Raw genomic sequence first — 21,173 nt, forward strand, 5'->3', positions numbered from 1 at the left:
TCCTTCTAGTTGCGTTAGTTTTAAAGTCATAGAAGTGCTGTACAATTTTTATTCTAAAATGAAATATTTGAAAAAACATTCACTTTGTATTGAATTCATGCAACAAAATGTCAAAACATGTGGTGTAGCGTAAATCATGTGATGACAATTTTGTAATTATGTACATCAATAAGCAGATAATTTTGCTATAATGTTCCGTCTTTTTTTTCTGGTGTTTTTGTACTCATGCACTATCCTAAAGTTTATGATGTTATCGTTATCGGTGGCGGTCACGCAGGTACGGAAGCGGCACTTGCTGCGGCGCGTATGGGACGACAGACTTTGCTTTTGACCCATAACATTGAGACTTTGGGTCAGATGAGCTGTAACCCAGCAATTGGTGGTATTGGTAAATCACACTTAGTTCGTGAAATTGATGCTCTTGGCGGTGCGATGGCTTTGGCTGCCGATAAAGGTGGTATTCAATTCCGTATTTTAAACTCGCGTAAGGGTGCGGCAGTACGTGCAACGCGTGCTCAGGCTGACCGTGTTCGCTATAAAGCTGCGATTCGTGAGACTTTGGAAAACCAAGCAAATCTTGATATTTTCCAACAAGCGGCCGATGACCTGATTGTTGAAGGTGATACTGTTAAAGGTGTTGTTACCCAAATGGGTATTCGCTTTGACGCAAAAACTGTTGTGTTGACTACAGGTACATTCTTGGGTGGTGTTATTCACGTTGGTTTAGAAAAATCAAGTGGTGGTCGTGCAGGAGATCCTCCTTCTATTGCTCTTGCTCAACGTCTGCGTGAATTGAAATTACCGGTAGGCCGTTTAAAAACAGGTACTCCACCGCGTATTGATGCCCGTTCAGTTGATTTCTCTGTTATGACACCACAACCAGGTGACTTCCCGTCTCCGGTGATGTCATTCATGGGGGATGCTTCAATGCACCCTGAGCAAGTGAACTGCTATATCACGCATACCAACGAAAAAACGCATGACATTATTCGTGGTGGTTTAGACCGTTCACCAATGTATACCGGTGTCATTGAAGGTGTAGGTCCACGTTACTGTCCTTCAATTGAAGACAAGATTCATCGTTTCTCTGATAAAGACTCACATCAGGTATTTTTAGAGCCAGAAGGCCTAGATACACATGAGCTTTATCCAAATGGTATTTCGACTTCATTACCATTTGATGTTCAGTTTGAGCTTGTACGTTCAATTCGTGGTATGGAAAATGCCCATATTTTGCGTCCGGGTTATGCAATCGAATATGACTATTTCAACCCACAAGCATTAAAATTCACACTTGAAACCAAAGCAATTAACGGTTTGTATTTTGCTGGGCAAATTAATGGTACTACCGGTTATGAAGAAGCGGGTGCTCAAGGTTTGCTTGCAGGTTTAAATGCTGCGCGTCGTGCATGGGAACAAGAAGAATGGACACCTAAACGTGACCAAGCTTATATGGGCGTATTGGTTGATGACTTGATTACTTTGGGTACAAAAGAACCATACCGTATGTTTACTTCACGTGCGGAATACCGTTTGATGTTACGTGAAGACAATGCAGATCAACGTTTAACAACTATTGGTCGTGAGCTTGGTTTGGTTGATGATGTTCGTTGGGCTGCTTATTGTGAAAAAATGGAAGCAGTTGAGCGTGAAACATCGCGTCTACAGCATTTGTGGGCAGCGCCTAATAACCCAATGGGTAAAAAGTTTGTCGAAATGACTGGTGCTGACTTGAGTAAAGAATGTAGTGCGATTGATTTACTCAAACGTCCTAATATTAATTTTGCTCAAATTGCAGAACTTACGGGTTCAGAGGTTTCAGAACAAGTTGGTGAGCAAATCGAAATTGCTGTTAAATACGAAGGTTATATCAACCGTCAGCATGAAGATGTAGCTCAATTAAAGCGTCTTGAAGAAACCAAAATTCCTGCCGATTTTGATTATGATGTCGTTTCTGGTTTATCTCGTGAAATTACTCAGAAATTAAAAACTGTTCGTCCGGAAACATTAGCTCAAGCGAGCCGTATTCCTGGTGTTACTCCAGCTGCTGTTCAGCTAGTAATGATCACGATTCGTAAAAATAACATGATGAAAAAAACAGCTTAATCATTTAAGTATATAAAAAAGCCCAGTTACAACTGGGCTTTTTTATTTTCTGATCAAAAAATATATTAAAACTTCCTAAGGAAGAAAATAGATTTCACTTCCTTTTTTTCTTATTTCACATGTTTAAAAGCGAAGGTTATATTGAATTCACGTTCAAACAAGAGGGCTTTAAACATGACAATGAAATCAATTCGCTACAATGGATATGATTTGGCATGCCAATGCTCATGTTCAATATAGCGCAAAAGAAGAAGCAGATCAGTTTTGGTGGGGGAGAACATATTGATCTGAAAATAAATAAAAGTATAAATGCCAATATAAAATTAAGAAAATTACAATTCAAAATCTAAAGAGAACCATATGGTTCTCTTTTTATATCTACTGATTATTTGCTCTCAGTTTCGATTTCTCGTACTGCATTGTGTACTTGAACTGGTTCAATATGGAGCAACTTTTTACCGAAACTTCGTAACCACCAGACGAGTTGAGATGTAAAAGGAACAGTCGCCGTAACTTCGACAATGTTTTCTTCAATTGAAGTAATAGTCTGGTCTTTACTTAACTGACTTTCATAAAAAGTTTTGGCAGTTTGTTCGGTCATGGTTAAGGTGAGTTGAATAGACTCCGTAGGTTGGTTGTAATCTACTCTAAAGCCTAAAGCACCCGAGTCAATATAATGGTCAATATCAAAATTAACGGGATGGAGCGCACGACTTTCTAAAACCTTAGCGGATTTGAAGCGGTGTAGAGCAAAGGTTTGCACTTCAGTTTTGTCGTGTCGGGTGCAAATTAAGTAAATAACAGCACCTTTTTGGACCAGCGCGAGTGGATTTAAAATATAAGTTTTATCTTCACCTTGATTTACGCGTGCCTGATAAACGCATTCAATTTGTTTGTCTTGTAATAAACCTTCATAAATTGCCTGTTGAGCAGCACGGTCGACTACAGGTGGAATGAGTGGTTGGCTTGCTGGCACAATCCGCACACGATTAATCCATTGCCTTACATTATTTTGTGTAGAAAGACTGCGTTTTGCTAAATCAAACCAAGGTCCCATCTCATCAAGTAGGCTTGGTGGGAGCAAATGTTTAAGATGTTCTTCAACCATCATAAAGGTTACTGCTTGAGAGCTTGTCATATGCGGTAAGCTTTGAATTGGTGCATCTGATTGCCAACGCCAGCCTTGAGGCACAGCTTTGTTACTTTCAATTGGAAAACGCTGAGCAATTTGATTTAAATCACGCTGAATTGTCCTTAAACTGATTTCAATACCTTCACGCTCAAGCATTTCTTGCAATTCTCGAGTCCCGATCCATTTACCGGTAGGAAGGCGAGATAGAATCTGCCACTGGCGATATAAACTATTTGAAGTTTCTTTTTCTATTACAGACATAAGCGTAATACATCTATATCCAATTGCTTTGGTGTCAACACAATAAAAAAACTTTACACATTTAGCAAGTTTGTCAGATTCGGTTTATAGCTACTTTTACAATCAATGCTAAAATTTAGAAGAAAGTTATAACAAAGAAAGCCAATAAGCATTATAGATATATAAGTGGCACTGAAATTGCTTATTTAAAAATGAAATATAGATAAATGATAAGACGAGGTTGCTATGTCAGAACAAGAGAAAGACCTACAAGCCGATATTGATTATTTTTTACAAGAGCAGGCGACCAACGCATTACTTAACCAAACTTCGTTTATAGAAAATCTTTCGGTACAGACGAACTTATTTGAACAGCTAAAATCGCAGTTTTTTAACGAAATGCTAGATGATGTGACATCTAACGGTGCCGCTTCTAAAAAAATTGAGCAATGGTTGAGCATTCGTACTTTAGATGAGCTTAAGCAGTTAAATACGGAGGCCAAACAACATTTTCTCTATCACGGTATTACATTTAATGTGTACGGTGATAAAGAGGGTGCAGAGCGAACAATTCCTTTTGACTTAATTCCAAGAGTAATCGAAAAAAAACAATGGGAGAAAATAGCCGCTGGCTGTGCACAGCGAGTGAAAGCTTTAAATTACTTTTTAGATGATATTTATCATGGGCAGCATATTTTAAAGGAACAGTTAATTCCAGAAAGTCAGATTATTTGTCATGAAGCTTTTCAGCCACATATGCTCAAACATACGCTTAAAGGTAAAATTTATTCTCAAATTAGTGGGATAGATATTATTCGTGACGGTGAAGGGGAGTTTTTCGTACTGGAAGATAATTTAAGAACACCTTCTGGCGTATCGTATATGATTGAAAGTAGAAATATTAGCCAGCAACTTATGCCAGAGCTTTGTGCTGCTAATAATTTACAAGGAATTGAACACTACCCAAGTTTATTGAAAGAAATACTTCAAGAAAATTCAGATGTTGATCGCCCTTTCATCGTGGTTTTAACCCCAGGGCGTTTTAACAGTGCTTATTATGAACATGCCTTTTTAGCACGTGAAATGGATGTGCCACTAGTTACTAACCGAGATTTATTCGTAGAAAATGATCAAGTTTTTGTAAAAACGATTCGAGGACGTCAAAAAGTTGATGTGATTTATCGCCGTTTAGATGATGATTTTTTAGATCCGCTTGCGTTTAGACCTGATAGTGCTTTAGGTGTAGCGGGCCTAATGTCTGCTTATTTACAGAAAAATGTAGTGATTGCTAACGCACCCGGTACTGGAGTAGCTGACGATAAGTCGATTTATCCATATGTTGACCAGATGATTAAATATTATTTGGGAGAAACACCAATTCTGAAGAATGTACCCACTTATCAGTGCCGTGAAAAAGAACATTTAGACTATGTGCTAGCTCATCTAGATCAATTAGTGATTAAGGAAGCTCAAGGATCTGGTGGGTATGGCATGTTAATTGGTCCTAAGGCGAGCTCATGTGAAATTGATGAATTTAGACAAAAACTGATTGCTACACCTCACGAATATATTGCACAGCCAACATTAGCTTTATCTGTTGCACCGACTTTAACGACATCAGGAGTGGCTGAGCGCCACATCGACCTACGCCCGTTTGTATTGAGTTCTCCATATCGCACAGAAATTGTGCCCGGAGGCTTAACCCGAGTAGCCATGCAGGCAGGATCTTTAGTCGTAAACTCCTCACAAGGGGGAGGTATTAAAGATACATGGGTCGTTGAAACGCTACATTCCTAATGACTGGTTAAAGAGGACATTTATGGTTTTACTCAATTCGAGTGCACACCACATTTATTGGTTGGGCCGTTATTTAATGCGGATTAAATTTGCTGTATCACACTTGCCATTTACAGATGATGAAAAAGCAACTCAATTTGCAGCAGCATTTGGGCTGGTCATTGATCAAGCAGAATTACTGAATTGCTATATGTTAGATACGAAACAAACATATTCGTTACTGAACCAATTCGTTATTGCTAAAGATAATATTCAGGAATTAAGAGGAATATTATCTTCGAGCGCTTATGCGGAATTGAATCATACGATTAAGTCTATTCAAGCTCATCCTAATTCATTAAGACAGGCTCTAACTAAATGTAATCAAATACTTGATGCTGAACATGAAGATATAGCGTTATTCTTACATTTAGGACAAAAAATAGAACAATTCGATATACAACTACGTTTTCAGCAAGATCTTACAGGTCTTTTACAGGAGCTAGATAAATTACTTCAACGGTTGAATGATTTAGGGTGGAATAGACTTAATCAATCGTGGCAATTATTAAAAGATCATCCGACTTGGGATGCTTATTATAATTTTACTCAGCAGCTGGAATATATGTTCGAGGCATGATTATGAAATTGATGGTTAATCATCAAACACATTATAACTATACGGAAACTGCTAAAAACAGTATTCAGTATATTAAAATGATGCCTCAAACATCGCTGCATCAACATGTTGTAAATTGGGCAATCAGCGTTCCAGGTGATAAAACACTGAAAAAAGATATTTTTGATAATGTCTGGTTAACTGCTACTCAGCGTTATGAATATCAACATCTCACTTTCATGGCGCAGGGTATTGTAGAGCTTCTAAATACAGAAATAGGTGGGGTAGATGTACCTATACCAACCAATCTATTTCTTCAAAGTACAGAAGTGACTAAATATGATTCTGAAATGTTGGATTTTGCCCAGAAAATTGTAACTGTCAAAGATCGACAGCATGTTGCCTTGCTTAGCGAAAATATTTTGCAAAAGATGCCATATCAACCAGATAGTACATCTGTTCATACCACTGCTACACAAGCTTTTCACACAGCTCAAGGGGTATGCCAAGATCATGCGCATGTTTTAATCGCTATGTGTCGTGCGTTACAATTACCAGCACGTTATGTCTCTGGTTATCTATTTGATCAAAACTATCCGCACCTTGCCAGTCACGCTTGGGCGGAGGTATTTTTAGATAATCAGTGGTATTGTTTTGATGTAAGCAATCAATTGTTTACGCCAAAGCATCATATTTATCTGGCAGTCGGTCGGGACTATCTTGATGTTGCCCCAATTCGGGGGGTGCGAGAGCAAGGTGGTATTGAAAATATGATGTCTGTGGTTCAAGTGCTGGCTTGTTGAATGTAAAGAGAACGAAATGACCTATTGTTGTGCGCTGAGATTAGAACAGGGTTTGGTGTTTATAAGTGACACTCGAACTAATGCCGGGGTCGATCATATTTCTGTGTTTCGTAAATTGCATACTTTTGGTGTGACGGGAGAGCGGTTTATTGCCTTGCAAACAGCAGGTAATTTAGCAACGACACAAGCGGTTATTGGGCATTTGCAAAATGCGCTAACTTTGCAGCAAGAGCCAAATTTATATAGCATTAATACAATGTTTGAAGTGGCCGATTTAGTCGGTAAAACTTTAAAAAATGTTTTAGAAGATATTAGCTCAGATACTCAAGAACAAATGAATTATGCTTGTAGTATTTTGGTGGGTGGGCAAATCAAAGGCGGCGATATGCAGCTTTATAATGTTTATCCGCAAGGCAATTTTATTTGTGCTACAACGGACACACCTTACTTTCAAATTGGTGAAAGTAAATATGGTAAGCCTATTTTAGATCGCGCTTTATATTATGCGATGCCGTTGGATGATGCACTGCGTTGTAGTTTAATCTCATTTGACTCAACACTGCGTTCTAATGTTTCGGTAGGTTTGCCGTTGGATGCGCTGGTCTATAGTAAAGATAGTTTTGTGATCCCTATGGGTAAACGAATTAGTGAAGACGATCCGTATTTTTCACAAATTAGTCGTCAATGGTCGGATACTTTACGCCGTGGTTTACAAGAAATGCCAAAACCTACAGATGATTACTGGCGTTAAAAGTGACTTCAAATAAAAAAAATCCAAGCTTGCTTGGATTTTTTTATTTATTAAATTATTAAGTGCTTTGACGGACTGGACGAGTACTTAAGCGGCAAAGTAGTTCATAACCAATTGTGCCATTTGCTTCAGCGACATCATCAACCAAACGTTGATTGCCCCAAAGTTCAACTTGGGTACCAAGCTTTACTTTAGTATTTGTGACATCAATTGCAATCATGTCCATACTTACACGACCAACCACTGGACAAAGTTTGCCATCAATAGCAACAAAGTTTTGCTTTATATAAGCTCGTGGATAACCATCCCCGTATCCAATAGAAACTATTGCGATATCCATAGCCTTTTGAGCGCAAAAAGTAGAACCATAACCAACATGTTCACCAGCTTGAATATGATTTAACGCGATAACTTCTGCTGTGAAAGTCATGACTGGTTTTAAATCAAGCTCATGCACTGTTTTATCTGCAAAAGGTGAAGCACCGTAGAGCATAATACCCGGCCGTACATAGTCAAAATTCAGTTCTGGCCATTTAAAAATAGCAGCTGAATTACAGCAAGATGCTAAAACTGGATCACAAGCTTGTTTAACATGCAAAAATTGCTGTTTTTGCTGCTCGTTTAATGGGTGGTCTACATCTGCGTTTGCAAAATGCATCGCGAGTACACATGTGAAACCTTCAGATTTTAAAGTTTTAATCACTTCAATAATTTCAGGATTTTTAAAACCTAAGCGGTTCATACCGCTATTTAGTTTAACCCAAACTTTTAAGCCTTGAGCGATATAGGTTTGTTTGTGTTTAATTAACCACTCAAACTGTTGTTGATGGTGAATTACACATTCAAATTTTTCTTCAATTGCGATAGGCATTTCATCTTCAGAAAATACTCCCTCAATTAAAGTCACGGGTTGCGTGAATCCGAGTTGTCGGATTTCTAAACCTTCTTGTAGACAGGCGACACCAAAGGCATCTGAGGCATTTAAGGCTGCTAAACAGTCTTTGACTCCATGTCCGTAAGCATTAGCTTTTACCATACTTACGATTTTTGAATTTGCTGCGAGTTGTTTGACACGGTTTAAATTATATTGAAGCGCTTGGCGATCAATATAAACTGTTGCTTGACGCACCCTCATTTACTCCTTTGGGCTAGAGATAGAGCTTATTCTTCATCATCATATTGGCTGTAATACTCAGGAGAGAGATTACTAAAACGAGTATATTGACCTTCAAAGGCAAGACGAACAGTACCAATTGGACCATTACGCTGTTTACCGATGATAATTTCTGCGGTGCCTGCTTCTTTAGATTCTTTGTTATAGACTTCATCACGGTAAATGAACATGATTAAATCGGCATCCTGCTCAATCGCACCCGATTCACGTAAGTCAGACATTACTGGGCGCTTGTTTGGTCGGTTTTCCAGACTTCGGTTAAGCTGAGATAGTGCAATCACAGGGCAGTTCATTTCTTTAGCTAAAGCTTTTAAACTACGTGAAATTTCCGAGATCTCGCCAACACGGTTGTCACCCATACCCGGAACTTTCATGAGCTGTAAATAGTCGACCATGATACAGCCGATTTTACCATCGTGCATTTTAGCAACGCGGCGAGCACGGGCACGGAGTTCGGTTGGAGGTAAGGCTGACGAGTCATCAATATACAAATGCATTTGCTGAAGTTGCAGGATGGTACCTGTAACTTTAGTCCATTCATCGGCATCTAAGTTACCAGAACGTAAATGTCCTTGGTGAACTTTACCCATTGCCGAAATTAGACGCATTGCAATTGAGTCTGCTGGCATCTCCATAGAAAATACCAGAGCAGGGAGTTGGTTGTATTGTAAAACACTTTCAACCAAGTTCATTGCAAAGGTAGTTTTACCCATAGATGGACGTGCAGCGACAATAATTAAATCTCCAGGTTGCATACCGGAAGTTTTATTATCAAGTTCCAAGAAGCCTGTAGTTAAACCCGTAATATTTCCATCGAGTTTTGAAAGCTCATCAAGTTTGCTAATAACGTCAGCAGTTACAGAGCTAATTGCTTTAGGGCCAGAATCTTTCTTATTGTTATTATGCTGTTCTGCTAAAGAGAAAATACTGGTTTCAGCCAAATCTAAAATTTCACTAACACCTCGACCTTTTGTGTCATAAGCATTCTGTAAAATTTCCGTACTGACTTTAATCATGCTACGTAAGGTGGAAAATTCTTTAATTTTGGTTGCATAAGTTTCAAGATTATAGAAACTCGATGGTGAGTCAGCCATAAGCTGCATCAAATATTCTTCGCCACCGATTGCACTCAGTAAATTTTGTTTTAAAAGCCAGTCATTCACTAAGACCGCATCATACGGTGAATTTTCCTGTGCTAGTTTTTCAATCGCGCGATAAATATATTTATGACGAGTGGCATAAAAATCATTTTCTTTGAGTAGATCACTGACTTGCTCAAAAGATTCAGCAACGGTCATCAGCGCAGCAAGCACAGCTTGCTCGATGGCTAAATTGTGTGGGGGAGTGCGAAACTCTTTAAGTTGGCCTGATTCACTCGTCTTATTTTCTGTTGGAGATGAAAGCGTTAAAGAAGTGGCATTCGCCTGAGACATAATTAGACCTGATGATAAAATGTGTGCACAAAAAAGGGTTTTAAGCCGAGAACTATCTTAAAACAAAAATAAATAAACTACCTAATTAAAAAACCAATTAAACTGAAGAACTGATCAGGAATTAATATATCTAATTTTATTGCATAAATTTAAGAGATAAAAAAAGAGCATGCGTGAGCATGCTCTTTTTTTGATGAGAAATTACTCAGATACGATAGTAACGAGAACTTCTGCAACAACATCATGATGCAATTGGATTGCGATGTTGAATTCACCAGTGTGACGAAGCGCACCGTTTGGTAAACGAACTTCTGCACGATCAACTGTAAGACCAGCATTCGTTAACGCGTCAGCGATGTCACGAGTACCGATAGAACCGAAGAGTTTACCTTCGTCACCAGCTTTAGCAGTGATAACGATGTTAACTTCGTTCAATTGTTCAGCACGTGCTTGAGCAGCAGCTAAAACTTCAGCTTCTTGCTTCTCAAGTTCAGCACGACGAGCTTCGAAAGCAGCAGTGTTAGCTTCAGTAGCTGCAACTGCTTTACCTTGAGGGATAAGGAAGTTACGGCCGTAACCAGCTTTAACTGATACTTTATCGCCTAATTTACCAAGGTTCTTAATGCGTTGTAATAAGATAACGTCCACAGATCACCTCACTTATGGTTGTCAGTGTACGGAATCAAAGACAAATAGCGAGCTTGCTTGATAGCAAGTGCTAATTGACGTTGATAACGAGCTTTAGTACCAGTGATACGGCTAGGAACAATCTTGCCGTTTTCAGTGATGTACTGTTTTAAAGTGTCGATATCTTTGTAGTCGATGTACGCAACATTCTCAGCTGTAAAGCGGCAGAACTTGCGACGACGGTAAAAACGTGCCATTGATGTTCTCCTTATTCAGCTTCTTGAGCAACTTGCTGTGCTTCTTCGCGTTGAGCTTTACGCGCACGCTTTTCTTCAGCACTCTTAGCAAGCAATGACTCTTCAGTGATTGCGTGTTCACGACGGATGATAAGGTTACGAATGATCGCGTCGTTATAACGGAATAATTCTTCTAACTCATCAAGCGTAGTTTGACCACATTCAACATTCATAAGAATGTAGTGCGCTTTGTGAATTTTGTTAATTGGGTAAGCCAATTGACGACGGCCCCAATCTTCTAAACGGTGAATTTGACCATCAGCTTCTTTGATCTGAGAGATATAGCGTTCAACCATACCTACAACTTGATCGCTTTGGTCTGGATGTACCAAAAGTACGATTTCGTAATGACGCATTGTCAGCTCCTTACGGTTTAAACAGCCCCTAAAAAATTAGAAGCAAGGAGTCATAGCTAAAATAATAATAGCTACGTCGCAAAAAATGCGAAGGCTGAATTATAGGTAAAAATTAGACTAAAAACAAATCTTTTGATAAGAAATATAAAAGTTGTTTTTGAGGAGGAAATCCTCCCTTAATTAAAAGAGAGGAAGATTTGGAGCAGGGGATTGATAGGTAAAGCTAAAGCTCAAACTTAACAGGGTAATTAATATGACCGAGTAGAGGAAAAAACGTTTAGCCCATAGTTGGTCGTTTTCGGCTTTAAACCCAATAATCGATAAATAGAACCAATATGCAGTCAAAGCATTAAAGGTAATTAAAAAGAATACATTGGTATAGCCAAAACAATATAACCCATTCAAAACAGCTGCAAATAACAGGATATATATTACACATTCAATTTTCGTACGATAAATGGAACGTGCTACAGGCAAGATTGGAATACCCGCATTTTTGTAATCATCAAAACGATAAATTGCAATTGCCCAAGAGTGGGGCATTTGCCATAAACCGTATGCTAAAAACAAAAGCAAGGCTGCCACATCAAATTGATGAGTTACTGCTGTATAACCAATAACAGGAGGACTCGCTCCGGAGATACTACCAATAACGGTTTGATGGATTGAGGTACGTTTGGTCCACAAGCTATAAAAACCGACATAGACAACAAAACCAATTACTGCAAACAAAAATGCGTAGCCATTTACACCAAACCACAAAATGCCAAAACCAATTAATCCAAGTACGAATGCATATATAAGTGCAACAGTAGGAGAGATGGTTTTTTTAACAAGTGCGCGATTTTGAGTGCGCTGCATCTTTGTATCAATATCTTGATCAATAACATTATTGACGACACAACCGGAAGCAACAACTAACGTTGTTCCAATGAGAGTGAGCAATAATAATAAGATGTCTATAGAGCCTTGGGCGGCTAAGAAGAAGCCGCCCAAGGTGGTAATGAAATTACCGAAGAGAATTCCTGGTTTAGTCAGGAATAAATACTTTCTCAACATGACAATCAGTTTAGATCATCATATTGTAGTGAAGGTAATTCATAATCCACACAGAACCGATTAAAAGTACAGCGATACATAGGATTGTGTAGATAAATGCAATCATATTCCAACGTTGTTCAGATGATGTATTCATGTGTAAGAAGTACACAAGTTGTACAAGAACCTGAGCAACGGCAGTAATTGCAATCACTGTAACTAAAAGACCGCGGCTAAAACCACCTGCCATCACCATCCCGAATGGGATGATGGTAAGAATAACAGATAGAATAAAACCTACAGTGTATTGCTTAAAGTTACCGTGTGACGCACCAGCAGCATTATGCTCATGACTACTCATTAGAGAACTCCCAGTAAGTAAACGACGCTGAATACACAGATCCAAACGATGTCAAGGAAGTGCCAGAACAAGCTTAAACAAGCAAGACGACGTGTATTCGGTAAAGTCAAACCTTTAGTTTTGATTTGATACATCAATACTAACATCCACACTAAACCAGAAGTTACGTGGATACCGTGCGTACCAACCAAAGTAAAGAACGATGACAAGAATGCACTGTGAGTTGGACCATGACCTTCCTCTACAAGGTGATGGAATTCATAGAGCTCCATACCGATGAAGGTTGCACCAAAAAGGAATGTAATAAATAACCAAGTGATCACTTGATTTACATTCTTTTTATAAGATGCAAGTACAGCAAAACCGAATGTTACCGATGAAATCAATAAGGCAAATGTTTCAGTTAACACATAGCCTAATGAGTTATGGAACAGGTCATATGCACTTGGAGTCCCTGCTGGAACATGACTGCTTAATACAGCGAACGCAATGAAGAGTGATCCGAAAAGAATCAAGTCACTCATCAAGTATGTCCAGAAACCAAAGACCGTTAAATCTGTATCATCATGTTCATGATGACCATCGTGGCCATGGTTGTCGTGATGAAGTACTTCAGCCATTTCCTTAGTCCTTCTTCAAGTGTTTTTCAAGTAAAGCATAGCGTTCGTTTTCAATACGCTCAACTTCAGCAGCTGGAACATAGTAATCAACATTCTTAGTGAATGAGCTTACGATCAAGCTAATAACAGCTGAAGCGAATGAAACAACAACGAGCCACCAAATATGCCAGATGAGTGCAAAGCCAAGAAGAGTAATGAACATTGCAATGACAAAACCAGCAGCACGATCAGTCGGCATGTGGATGTCTTCATATTTAGTATTACGTGCGTATGCTACACCATTTTCTTTGTCAGTCCAGAAACGGTCAACACCGCTTGCATCTGGTTCATGCGCAAAGTTATAGAATGGAGCAGGGGAAGAAGTTGCCCACTCAAGCGTACGAGCATCCCATGGATCGCCTGTAAGGTCCATGTTGTCTTTGCGTTGTAAGAAACCAACGATGATTTGCATTAAGAAACATGCAATACCAATAGCAACAAGAACAGCACCAAATAATGCAATCGCAAGGTATGGGTCCCATTCAGGGTTGTCATATGTATTCAAACGACGAGTCATACCCATGAAACCAAGGATATAAAGTGGCATGAATGCAAAATAGAAACCAAAGAACCAGAACCAGAACGCAGCTTTACCCCATGCTTCATTGAGCTTCCAACCAAACATTTTCGGCCAGTAATAAATGATGCCGGCAAACATACCAAACACCACACCACCGATAATTACGTTATGGAAGTGAGCGATCAAGAATAATGAGTTGTGTACTAAGAAGTCCGCAGGTGGAACAGCCATAAGTACACCAGTTAAACCACCGATACCGAATGTTACAAGGAAGCCAAGCGTCCATAACATTGGAGTAGTAAAGGTGATGCGACCTTTATACATGGTGAATAACCAAGAGAAGATTTTCACACCAGTAGGAATCGCAATAACCATGGTCATGATACCGAAGAACGCGTTAACGTTCGCACCAGCACCCATGGTGAAGAAGTGGTGAAGCCATACAACAAACGCAAGAACAGTAATCGCGATAGTTGCATACACCATAGACTTGTAACCGAACAACGCTTTACGAGAGAAGGTTGCAACGATTTCTGAGTATAGACCAAATGCTGGCAATACCAAGATATATACTTCAGGGTGACCCCATGTCCAGATCAAGTTCACATAAAGCATTGGGCTACCGCCAAGCTCATTTGTGAAGAAATGGAAGCCGAAGTAACGGTCTAGAGTAAGCATTGCAAGTGTACCTGTTAATACAGGGAATGATGCAATGATTAATACAGCCGTACAAAGCGAAGTCCACGTGAAAATAGGCATGTCCATTAATTTCATGCCAGGTGCACGCATTTTAATGATGGTAACGAAGAAGTTAACACCAGATAAAAGCGTACCTAGACCAGAAACCTGAAGTGCCCAGATATAGTAGTCAACACCTACACCAGGAGAATATTGAATGCCAGATAGAGGAGGGTAAGCCATCCAACCAGTCGCAGCAAATTCACCTAATACAAGTGAAAGCATCATCAAACCAGCAGCACCAGCGAATAACCAGAAGCTTAAAGAGTTTAATAATGGGAAAGCAACGTCACGAGCACCAATCTGTAAAGGTACAGAGATGTTCATCATACCTACAACGAGACCCATTGCTACGAAGAAGATCATGATTACACCGTGTGCGGTGAAGATCTGGTCATAGTGGTCAGGATGTAAATAACCTTCGCCGCCGCCTTTAGCGAGGAAAAGTTGTAAACGCATCATGATCGCATCGGCGAAACCACGCAAAAGCATGACAACAGATACGATGATATACATGATACCAATTTTCTTATGGTCTACTGTAATAAACCACTCATTCCACAAATATCCCCATTTTTTGAAATAGGTGATACCGCCAAGCACTGCAATTGCACCAATTGCCATAAGGACCATGGTGACAAGTACGATTGGCTCTGTCGGGATAGAGTCCCAACCCAGTTTACCAAAAATCATATCCATGTCTTATTCCCCTTGAGCAGCGTGTTCAGCTGCAGCATGAGTGTCAGCTGTTGCATGTTCAGCAGAGTGGTCAACACCATGATAGTTACTCATATAATGGTTGATAACTGTTTCAAACAGTTTTGGTTCAACTGAAGAGTAATAAGTCACAGGGTGCGGCTTAGTCGGGAACGGTTTCATCGCTTCTGCTTTAGCAAGCGCTTCTTGATCACCAGCAGCTTTAGCACGATTTACTAAATGCTCGATTTGGTGCTTAGAACGATCGCCATCACGTAAGGTTGCCAATTCAGCTTGGTCAAGCGTAGCTTTTTGAATTGCTTCTGGATTAATGGTTGAACCATTACCTGCTTTAACAGCTGCTACCCATTCGTTGAATTGTTGCTCTGTAACGCTATGCGCTTTGAAACGCATTTGAGAGAAACCATAGCCTGAGTAGTTAGAAGAGAAACCACGATATACACCAGTTTCATTTGCTAACAAATGAAGGTGAGTTTGCATACCTGCCATTGCGTAAATCTGACCGCCTAACTGTGGAATGAAGAATGAGTTCATTGTGAAGTTAGAAGTGATTTTGAAGCTTAACGGAGTTTTTTCTGGGAAACGTACTTCGTTAACAGTCGCAATGTTTTGTTCAGGATAAATAAAAATCCACTTGAACTGTTCAGCAATAACCTGAATAGTTAAAGGTGCTTTATCTGATTCTAAAGGACGGTATGGGTCATACTTGTGGGAACCCCACCAAGTTAACCAAGCTAAAATACCAATAATAATGACAGGGATACCCCATACTACAACTTCAATTGCAGTTGAGTGTGCCCATGTAGGTTTATAGTCTGCATCTTTATTTGACGCACGATATTTCCAACCAAACCATAATGCCATGATGATTGAAGGAATCACCACAAGTAACATTAAATAGATCGCAGTCATCATAAGGTCACTTTGACCTTGACCAACTGGACCTTTAGAGTTTAGAAGTACCATATCACCACCACACCCAGTCAAAAGTGCGGCAAGCGTTGATAAAGACAATACAGCTAAAATCGTTTGTCTCATTTTACAACCTCGGTGAAGAGTCCCATTCCCTAATTAAATATGGGATAGCGATTAAAGTGTCGCATGATTGAGAATGCTAGTCTTAAAAAATTAGACTTCTCAATGATGCGACACCGCTACGTTGTAGGGCATTATGCCTCATATCGACAAACTAAGCTACACATAAAGCAGCTTGAAATAATTGTTTTAAAACCCGATTTTTTTTGTAGGGTATTGAATCGAGATGGAGCTTTTATTTAAATATCAACTCTCTATAGAAAAAAAGGAGGCGGGGTGCCTCCTTTTTTTTAGACATTAAATGAATGAGTCATTCACTATCATTTGATCACTTTTGTTCTTGCAATTTTGTCATGTAGAGCTTGACGCTTTTGTCCTAATGCAAAAGCATAGTCAATAATTGTACTAATTGGCATAAACAGCAAATTTAATATAATGAAAACGATACTTCTGAGTAAGAAGATACGCGTTAAATTAACTTTGCCATTCGTTTCAGCATCGACAATTCTAATTCCAACAATTTTTTTGCCAATACTTTGTCCAAATTTGGTCAACAAAAATGCTTGAATAGCGAGCATTATTACTACATAGAGTAACATTGTATGCCACGCTTCAATTGGAATAAGTGTAAAAAGCTGCTGTTGAAGTTCAGCTGCTTTAGTTGATGCAACTTCTGCAGACTGCATCTGTTTTTGTAACTCAAAAAGTTGTTTATATTGAGCTTCATTAAAGAAAAAAGATGGAATGGCTGCAATAGGTAGCCAAAGTAATAAGTCAATAATTTTTGCAAGCGCACGAGATGAAATTGAAGCAAGCTCATGTGGTTTAGCTTCAACACGAATTTGCTGAATTGTCTCGTTATAAGGCGTATTTGTATTTGCTGAAAAAGCAGAATAACCCGTAGGTTGATATACAAGTTTACCTTGGGTTAATTCTCCTAAAGCTTTCCATTCTGTCATGCCTTCATGCCAAGCTAAATCAGTGAGTAAAACTTGTTGGCTTGCCAACATTTGATTTAGTTGTTCTAAGGTATAAGGCCCAGCTTGTTGATTATTACGTGCCAAGTAAATTTGCATAAGTAAAAATTCTCTATTCTAAAGATGAAAAAAGACCCACGGATGGGTCTTTTTCTATAACAAATTAGATTTGCTTGATTTTTTCTTCAGCAAGGAAGAACCATGTATCTAAAACTGAGTCAGGGTTTAGAGACACTGATTCAATACCTTGTTCCATTAACCATTTCGCAAGGTCAGGGTGGTCAGATGGTCCTTGACCACAGATACCCACATATTTACCAGCTTTACGACAAGCATGAATTGCCATAGAAAGAAGAGCTTTTACGGCTGCATCACGTTCGTCAAACAAGTGAGAAACAATACCTGAGTCACGGTCAAGACCAAGTGTTAATTGAGTTAAGTCGTTAGAACCGATAGAGAAGCCATCGAAATGTTCAAGGAATTGTTCAGCTAACAATGCGTTAGTTGGTAATTCACACATCATGATAACTTTTAAGCCATTCTCACCACGTTTCAAGCCATTCTGAGCAAGTAACTCAATTACGCGTTTTGCTTCAGATACGGTGCGTACGAAAGGAATCATGATTTGGATGTTAGTGAGACCCATTTCATCACGAACTTTCTTAAGTGCACGGCATTCAAGTTCGAAGCAGTCACGGAAGTTGTCCGAAACATAACGGCTTGCACCACGGAAACCAAGCATTGGGTTTTCTTCTTCTGGCTCGTATAACTTACCGCCAATAAGGTTTGCATATTCGTTTGACTTAAAGTCAGACATACGAACAATGACTGGTTTGTCAGCAAAAGCAGCTGCAAGTGTTGCAATACCTTCAACTAGCTTTTCTACATAGAATTCTACAGGTGATGCATAGCCAGCTGTACGTGTCATTACAGCAGCACGAGTTTCACGAGGTAAGCTTTCAATGTTAAGAAGGGCTTTAGGGTGAACACCGATCATGCGGTTAATAATGAACTCTAAACGAGCAAGACCAATACCTTCGTTTGGAATTTGAGCAAAGTCAAAGGCACGGTCAGGGTTGCCTACGTTCATCATAATTTTGAATGAAAGTTTCGGCATAGACTCAACAGAGTTACGTTGAACTTCAAAGTCTAACGCACCTTCGTAGATGAAACCGGTATCACCTTCAGCACAAGAAACAGTAACTTCTTGACCATCAGTCAATACTTCTGTTGCGTTACCACAACCTACAATTGCCGGAACACCAAGTTCACGAGCAATAATTGCCGCGTGACACGTACGACCACCACGGTTAGTGATAATCGCAGCAGCGCGTTTCATTACTGGTTCCCAATCTGGGTCAGTCATGTCTGATACAAGTACATCACCGTCTTGTACTTTGTCCATTTCTTTAATTGAGTTAACAATACGGACTTTACCAGAACCGATACGTTGACCAATTGAACGACCTTCACAAAGTACTGTACCTTTTTGTTTGAGAAGGTAACGTTCCATTGTGCCAACATTTTGACGGCTTTTTACAGTTTCTGGACGAGCTTGAACAATATAGATTTGACCATCGTCACCATCTTTTGCCCACTCGATATCCATTGGAGCGCCATAGTGCTGCTCAATAATAAGCGCTTGTTTAGCTAACTCTTGTAATTCGTGGTCATTTAATGCGAACTGTTGACGTTCTTGTTTTTCAACGTCGACAACAACAACAGATTTACCTGCTGAACCTTCTTCACCATAAATCATTTTCTGGTGCTTAGAGCCTAGGTTACGGCGTAATACCGCATGTTTGCCCGCATTTAATAATGGTTTAGATAGGTAGAATTCGTCAGGGTTAACTGCACCTTGTACAACCATTTCACCTAAACCGTAAGATGCAGTAATAAATACGACATCACGGAAACCAGACTCGGTATCAAGGGTAAACATTACACCCGCAGCGCCAGTTTCAGAGCGCACCATACGCTGAACACCTGCAGACAATGCGACAACATCATGATCGAAGCCTTGGTGTACACGATAAGAAATAGCACGGTCATTATATAAAGACGCAAATACTTCTTTAATGGCGATAAGTACGTTATCAATACCGCGAATATTCAAGAAAGTTTCTTGTTGACCCGCGAAAGATGCATCTGGTAAATCTTCAGCAGTTGCAGATGAACGAACGGCAACCGCGATATCAGGGTTGCCGTTAGAAAGTTCTGTAAAAGCGGCGCGAATTTCTTGTTCTAAGGTTGCAGTGAGTGGAGTCTCTACAATCCATTGACGAATTTTAGCGCCTGTTTCTGCAAGTGCATTTACGTCATCAACGTTAAGCTGTGCAAGTTCTGCTTGAATTCGAGCGTTAAGACCGCTTTGGTCTAAGAACTCACGATAGGCCTGAGCAGTAGTTGCAAAACCACCAGGTACCGATACACCAGCATTTGATAAATGGCTGATCATTTCACCCAAAGATGAGTTTTTCCCACCTACGAGTTCGACATCGTGTTTCCCTAATTTTTCTAGACCGATTACGCGCGCTTCCAAAGTTTTCACTCCACTTTTGCAGTATTAATGTCTATCTTGGCATGAAATTATAAAAATAAAGTGCTTAGTTGAGAATTATACTAAGCGACAGTCATGTAAGATCAGTTTACTATAAAGATTATATAGCACTAAGACAAATGTTTAAGGAGAATTTTAATGTCAGAAAGTAAACAGTTTAGACGGAGCGTTTTTTTTATTTCTGATGGAACTGCAATTACTGCCGAGACTCTTGGACATTCGTTATTAGCCCAATTTCCTAATGTGGATTTTGATATTCACATCATGCCTTATATCACAACTGAAGAAGCAGCGATGGCGGTTGTGGTTGAGATTAATAAATGCCAAACCCGAGATGGATGCCTACCATTAGTATTTGATACTTTAGTTGATCCGCATGTGCGAGAAATTATTAATACGGCTAAAGCGGTTAATTTGGATGTGTTTGAAGGATTAATTAGTAAGCTAGAGCAGGAACTTGGCACACCACCAACAACACTGGTTGGGCAAACACATGCGGTAACCGATTCAGAATATTATAAGGCTCGTATTGATGCCGTTCATTTCGCGCTTGATAACGATGATGGTGCACGCACCCGCCACTATGACAAAGCCGATTTAATTTTAATTGGCGTGTCTCGTTCTGGAAAAACACCAACTTCTATTTATCTGTCTTTACAGTTCGGTATTCGTGTTGCTAACTATCCTTTAACCGAAGAAGATTTAGATGATAACCGCCTACCAGCGGTATTAAGAGAACACCGTAGCAAGCTTTTTGGTTTAATGATTGATGCGGAACGTTTAGTTGCTATTCGAAGTGAGCGTAAAGCAAATAGTCGATATGCGAGTTTTAGTCAGTGTCAAATGGAATTAAGAGCAATTGAAGGTATTTATATTTCAGAAGGTATTAAATATTTAAATGTCACTGAAATGTCAATTGAAGAAATCTCTACTCGTATTTTACAAATGACTGGTTTAAAACGTCGTATCGGTTAATTAAATCAATTATTTATTGTAACCATTCAATTTGAATACTATTAATGTAATCGGATTGAATGGTTTTAAAATTTATGAACATATTAAAAATAAAAGTTTTAAATATAAAACGCTAAGTTAATGAACCGTTTCTGATTGGTTATCGGCGAGTAAACCTTTTACCCGCAGTTTGTGAGTTAAAATAAGCTTTTTGAAAATAAATGTATATGAACTAATAATTTATATTTTTATAAATATTTGTTTTTAGTTATTTTTTTTAAATACAAATACTTTTTTTATT

At 39.2% G+C, this 21,173-nt stretch carries 19 protein-coding genes; 6 read left to right on the forward strand and 13 right to left on the reverse strand.

From position 1 onward, the window contains the following. The first annotated feature begins 225 nt into the window (after positions 1-225). Positions 226-2,106, forward strand: a complete 1,881-nt coding sequence (gene mnmG / locus AC1PJ9_RS11800; RefSeq protein WP_200027568.1) for a tRNA uridine-5-carboxymethylaminomethyl(34) synthesis enzyme MnmG — start codon at positions 226-228, stop codon at positions 2,104-2,106. A gap of 385 nt (positions 2,107-2,491) precedes the next feature. Here the strand turns inward: mnmG and AC1PJ9_RS11805 are convergent, their stop codons facing one another. Then, positions 2,492-3,499: a helix-turn-helix transcriptional regulator gene (locus AC1PJ9_RS11805; RefSeq protein WP_311087356.1), complete on the reverse strand. Its 1,008-nt coding sequence runs from the start codon at positions 3,497-3,499 to the stop codon at positions 2,492-2,494. 225 nt (positions 3,500-3,724) lie between these two features. Between AC1PJ9_RS11805 and AC1PJ9_RS11810 the strand changes: the two genes are divergently transcribed. Genes AC1PJ9_RS11810 through AC1PJ9_RS11825 form a run of 4 tightly spaced genes read left to right on the forward strand, consistent with a single transcriptional unit; the run spans position 3,725 to position 7,427 of the window. After that, on the forward strand, positions 3,725-5,275 hold the full coding sequence (locus AC1PJ9_RS11810) for a circularly permuted type 2 ATP-grasp protein (protein WP_311087357.1): 1,551 nt from the start codon (positions 3,725-3,727) through the stop codon (positions 5,273-5,275). A 22-nt stretch (positions 5,276-5,297) separates the two neighbouring features. Continuing rightward, positions 5,298-5,894 carry an alpha-E domain-containing protein gene (locus AC1PJ9_RS11815; RefSeq protein ID WP_311087358.1) on the forward strand — a complete coding sequence of 199 codons (597 nt, stop codon included), beginning with the start codon at positions 5,298-5,300 and terminating at the stop codon, positions 5,892-5,894. A 2-nt stretch (positions 5,895-5,896) separates the two neighbouring features. Next, a complete protein-coding gene (locus AC1PJ9_RS11820) occupies positions 5,897-6,676 on the forward strand; it encodes a transglutaminase family protein (protein ID WP_311087359.1) in 780 nt (259 codons plus the stop codon). Positions 6,677-6,692: 16 nt separating this feature from the next. Then, positions 6,693-7,427, forward strand: coding sequence for a proteasome-type protease (locus AC1PJ9_RS11825; protein ID WP_263614053.1), 735 nt, complete (start codon positions 6,693-6,695; stop codon positions 7,425-7,427). Positions 7,428-7,485: 58 nt separating this feature from the next. On the opposite strand, the gene alr is transcribed toward AC1PJ9_RS11825, so the two are convergent. The 12 genes from alr to ppsA form a co-directional block, all read right to left on the reverse strand. Continuing rightward, positions 7,486-8,556, reverse strand: a complete 1,071-nt coding sequence (gene alr / locus AC1PJ9_RS11830) for an alanine racemase (RefSeq protein ID WP_311087360.1) — start codon at positions 8,554-8,556, stop codon at positions 7,486-7,488. Positions 8,557-8,588: 32 nt separating this feature from the next. Then, entirely contained in the window at positions 8,589-10,034 is a 1,446-nt protein-coding gene (dnaB, locus tag AC1PJ9_RS11835; protein WP_263614051.1) for a replicative DNA helicase, read from the reverse strand. A gap of 201 nt (positions 10,035-10,235) precedes the next feature. Beyond that, positions 10,236-10,682, reverse strand: coding sequence for a 50S ribosomal protein L9 (gene rplI, locus AC1PJ9_RS11840; RefSeq protein ID WP_000382591.1), 447 nt, complete (start codon positions 10,680-10,682; stop codon positions 10,236-10,238). Positions 10,683-10,690: 8 nt separating this feature from the next. Beyond that, on the reverse strand, positions 10,691-10,918 hold the full coding sequence (rpsR, locus tag AC1PJ9_RS11845; RefSeq protein ID WP_000090661.1) for a 30S ribosomal protein S18: 228 nt from the start codon (positions 10,916-10,918) through the stop codon (positions 10,691-10,693). An 11-nt stretch (positions 10,919-10,929) separates the two neighbouring features. After that, positions 10,930-11,313, reverse strand: coding sequence for a 30S ribosomal protein S6 (gene rpsF / locus AC1PJ9_RS11850; protein WP_002049107.1), 384 nt, complete (start codon positions 11,311-11,313; stop codon positions 10,930-10,932). A gap of 180 nt (positions 11,314-11,493) precedes the next feature. Then, positions 11,494-12,372: a heme o synthase gene (gene cyoE / locus AC1PJ9_RS11855; protein ID WP_151761964.1), complete on the reverse strand. Its 879-nt coding sequence runs from the start codon at positions 12,370-12,372 to the stop codon at positions 11,494-11,496. A gap of 10 nt (positions 12,373-12,382) precedes the next feature. Continuing rightward, on the reverse strand, positions 12,383-12,712 hold the full coding sequence (locus AC1PJ9_RS11860) for a cytochrome o ubiquinol oxidase subunit IV (RefSeq protein WP_000094534.1): 330 nt from the start codon (positions 12,710-12,712) through the stop codon (positions 12,383-12,385). Beyond that, positions 12,712-13,332: a cytochrome o ubiquinol oxidase subunit III gene (gene cyoC / locus AC1PJ9_RS11865; RefSeq protein ID WP_002049203.1), complete on the reverse strand. Its 621-nt coding sequence runs from the start codon at positions 13,330-13,332 to the stop codon at positions 12,712-12,714. Before cyoC ends, AC1PJ9_RS11860 begins: the two co-directional genes overlap by 1 nt. Positions 13,333-13,336: 4 nt before the next feature. Beyond that, complete coding sequence (gene cyoB / locus AC1PJ9_RS11870) at positions 13,337-15,328, reverse strand: cytochrome o ubiquinol oxidase subunit I (protein ID WP_039251505.1); 1,992 nt, start codon at positions 15,326-15,328, stop codon at positions 13,337-13,339. Positions 15,329-15,331: 3 nt separating this feature from the next. Then, positions 15,332-16,384, reverse strand: a complete 1,053-nt coding sequence (gene cyoA, locus AC1PJ9_RS11875) for a ubiquinol oxidase subunit II (RefSeq protein ID WP_311087361.1) — start codon at positions 16,382-16,384, stop codon at positions 15,332-15,334. A 317-nt stretch (positions 16,385-16,701) separates the two neighbouring features. Continuing rightward, positions 16,702-17,457, reverse strand: coding sequence for an RDD family protein (locus AC1PJ9_RS11880; protein ID WP_263614049.1), 756 nt, complete (start codon positions 17,455-17,457; stop codon positions 16,702-16,704). A 64-nt stretch (positions 17,458-17,521) separates the two neighbouring features. Beyond that, positions 17,522-19,909: a phosphoenolpyruvate synthase gene (gene ppsA, locus AC1PJ9_RS11885; protein ID WP_263614048.1), complete on the reverse strand. Its 2,388-nt coding sequence runs from the start codon at positions 19,907-19,909 to the stop codon at positions 17,522-17,524. A 147-nt stretch (positions 19,910-20,056) separates the two neighbouring features. On the opposite strand from ppsA, the gene ppsR reads away from it, so the two are divergent. Then, entirely contained in the window at positions 20,057-20,893 is an 837-nt protein-coding gene (gene ppsR, locus AC1PJ9_RS11890) for a posphoenolpyruvate synthetase regulatory kinase/phosphorylase PpsR (protein WP_263614047.1), read from the forward strand. The last annotated feature ends 280 nt before the right edge of the window (positions 20,894-21,173 follow it).

Source organism: Acinetobacter sp. 70_2, from assembly GCF_056736115.1.

Excerpts from the sequence above, each read along its gene's own strand:
- ppsR (WP_263614047.1), top strand. The coding sequence starts at position 20,057 with ATGTCAGAAAGTAAACAGTTTAGACGGAGCGTTTTTTTTATTTCTGAT.
- AC1PJ9_RS11860 (WP_000094534.1), bottom strand. The coding sequence starts at position 12,712 with ATGAGTAGTCATGAGCATAATGCTGCTGGTGCGTCACACGGTAACTTT.
- AC1PJ9_RS11815 (WP_311087358.1), top strand. The coding sequence starts at position 5,298 with ATGGTTTTACTCAATTCGAGTGCACACCACATTTATTGGTTGGGCCGT.
- AC1PJ9_RS11880 (WP_263614049.1), bottom strand. The coding sequence starts at position 17,457 with ATGCAAATTTACTTGGCACGTAATAATCAACAAGCTGGGCCTTATACC.
- dnaB (WP_263614051.1), bottom strand. The coding sequence starts at position 10,034 with ATGTCTCAGGCGAATGCCACTTCTTTAACGCTTTCATCTCCAACAGAA.
- cyoE (WP_151761964.1), bottom strand. The coding sequence starts at position 12,372 with ATGTTGAGAAAGTATTTATTCCTGACTAAACCAGGAATTCTCTTCGGT.
- mnmG (WP_200027568.1), top strand. The coding sequence starts at position 226 with ATGCACTATCCTAAAGTTTATGATGTTATCGTTATCGGTGGCGGTCAC.
- AC1PJ9_RS11805 (WP_311087356.1), bottom strand. The coding sequence starts at position 3,499 with ATGTCTGTAATAGAAAAAGAAACTTCAAATAGTTTATATCGCCAGTGG.
- cyoC (WP_002049203.1), bottom strand. The coding sequence starts at position 13,332 with ATGGCTGAAGTACTTCATCACGACAACCATGGCCACGATGGTCATCAT.
- rpsR (WP_000090661.1), bottom strand. The coding sequence starts at position 10,918 with ATGGCACGTTTTTACCGTCGTCGCAAGTTCTGCCGCTTTACAGCTGAG.
- AC1PJ9_RS11825 (WP_263614053.1), top strand. The coding sequence starts at position 6,693 with ATGACCTATTGTTGTGCGCTGAGATTAGAACAGGGTTTGGTGTTTATA.
- AC1PJ9_RS11810 (WP_311087357.1), top strand. The coding sequence starts at position 3,725 with ATGTCAGAACAAGAGAAAGACCTACAAGCCGATATTGATTATTTTTTA.
- cyoA (WP_311087361.1), bottom strand. The coding sequence starts at position 16,384 with ATGAGACAAACGATTTTAGCTGTATTGTCTTTATCAACGCTTGCCGCA.
- rpsF (WP_002049107.1), bottom strand. The coding sequence starts at position 11,313 with ATGCGTCATTACGAAATCGTACTTTTGGTACATCCAGACCAAAGCGAT.
- cyoB (WP_039251505.1), bottom strand. The coding sequence starts at position 15,328 with ATGGATATGATTTTTGGTAAACTGGGTTGGGACTCTATCCCGACAGAG.
- AC1PJ9_RS11820 (WP_311087359.1), top strand. The coding sequence starts at position 5,897 with ATGAAATTGATGGTTAATCATCAAACACATTATAACTATACGGAAACT.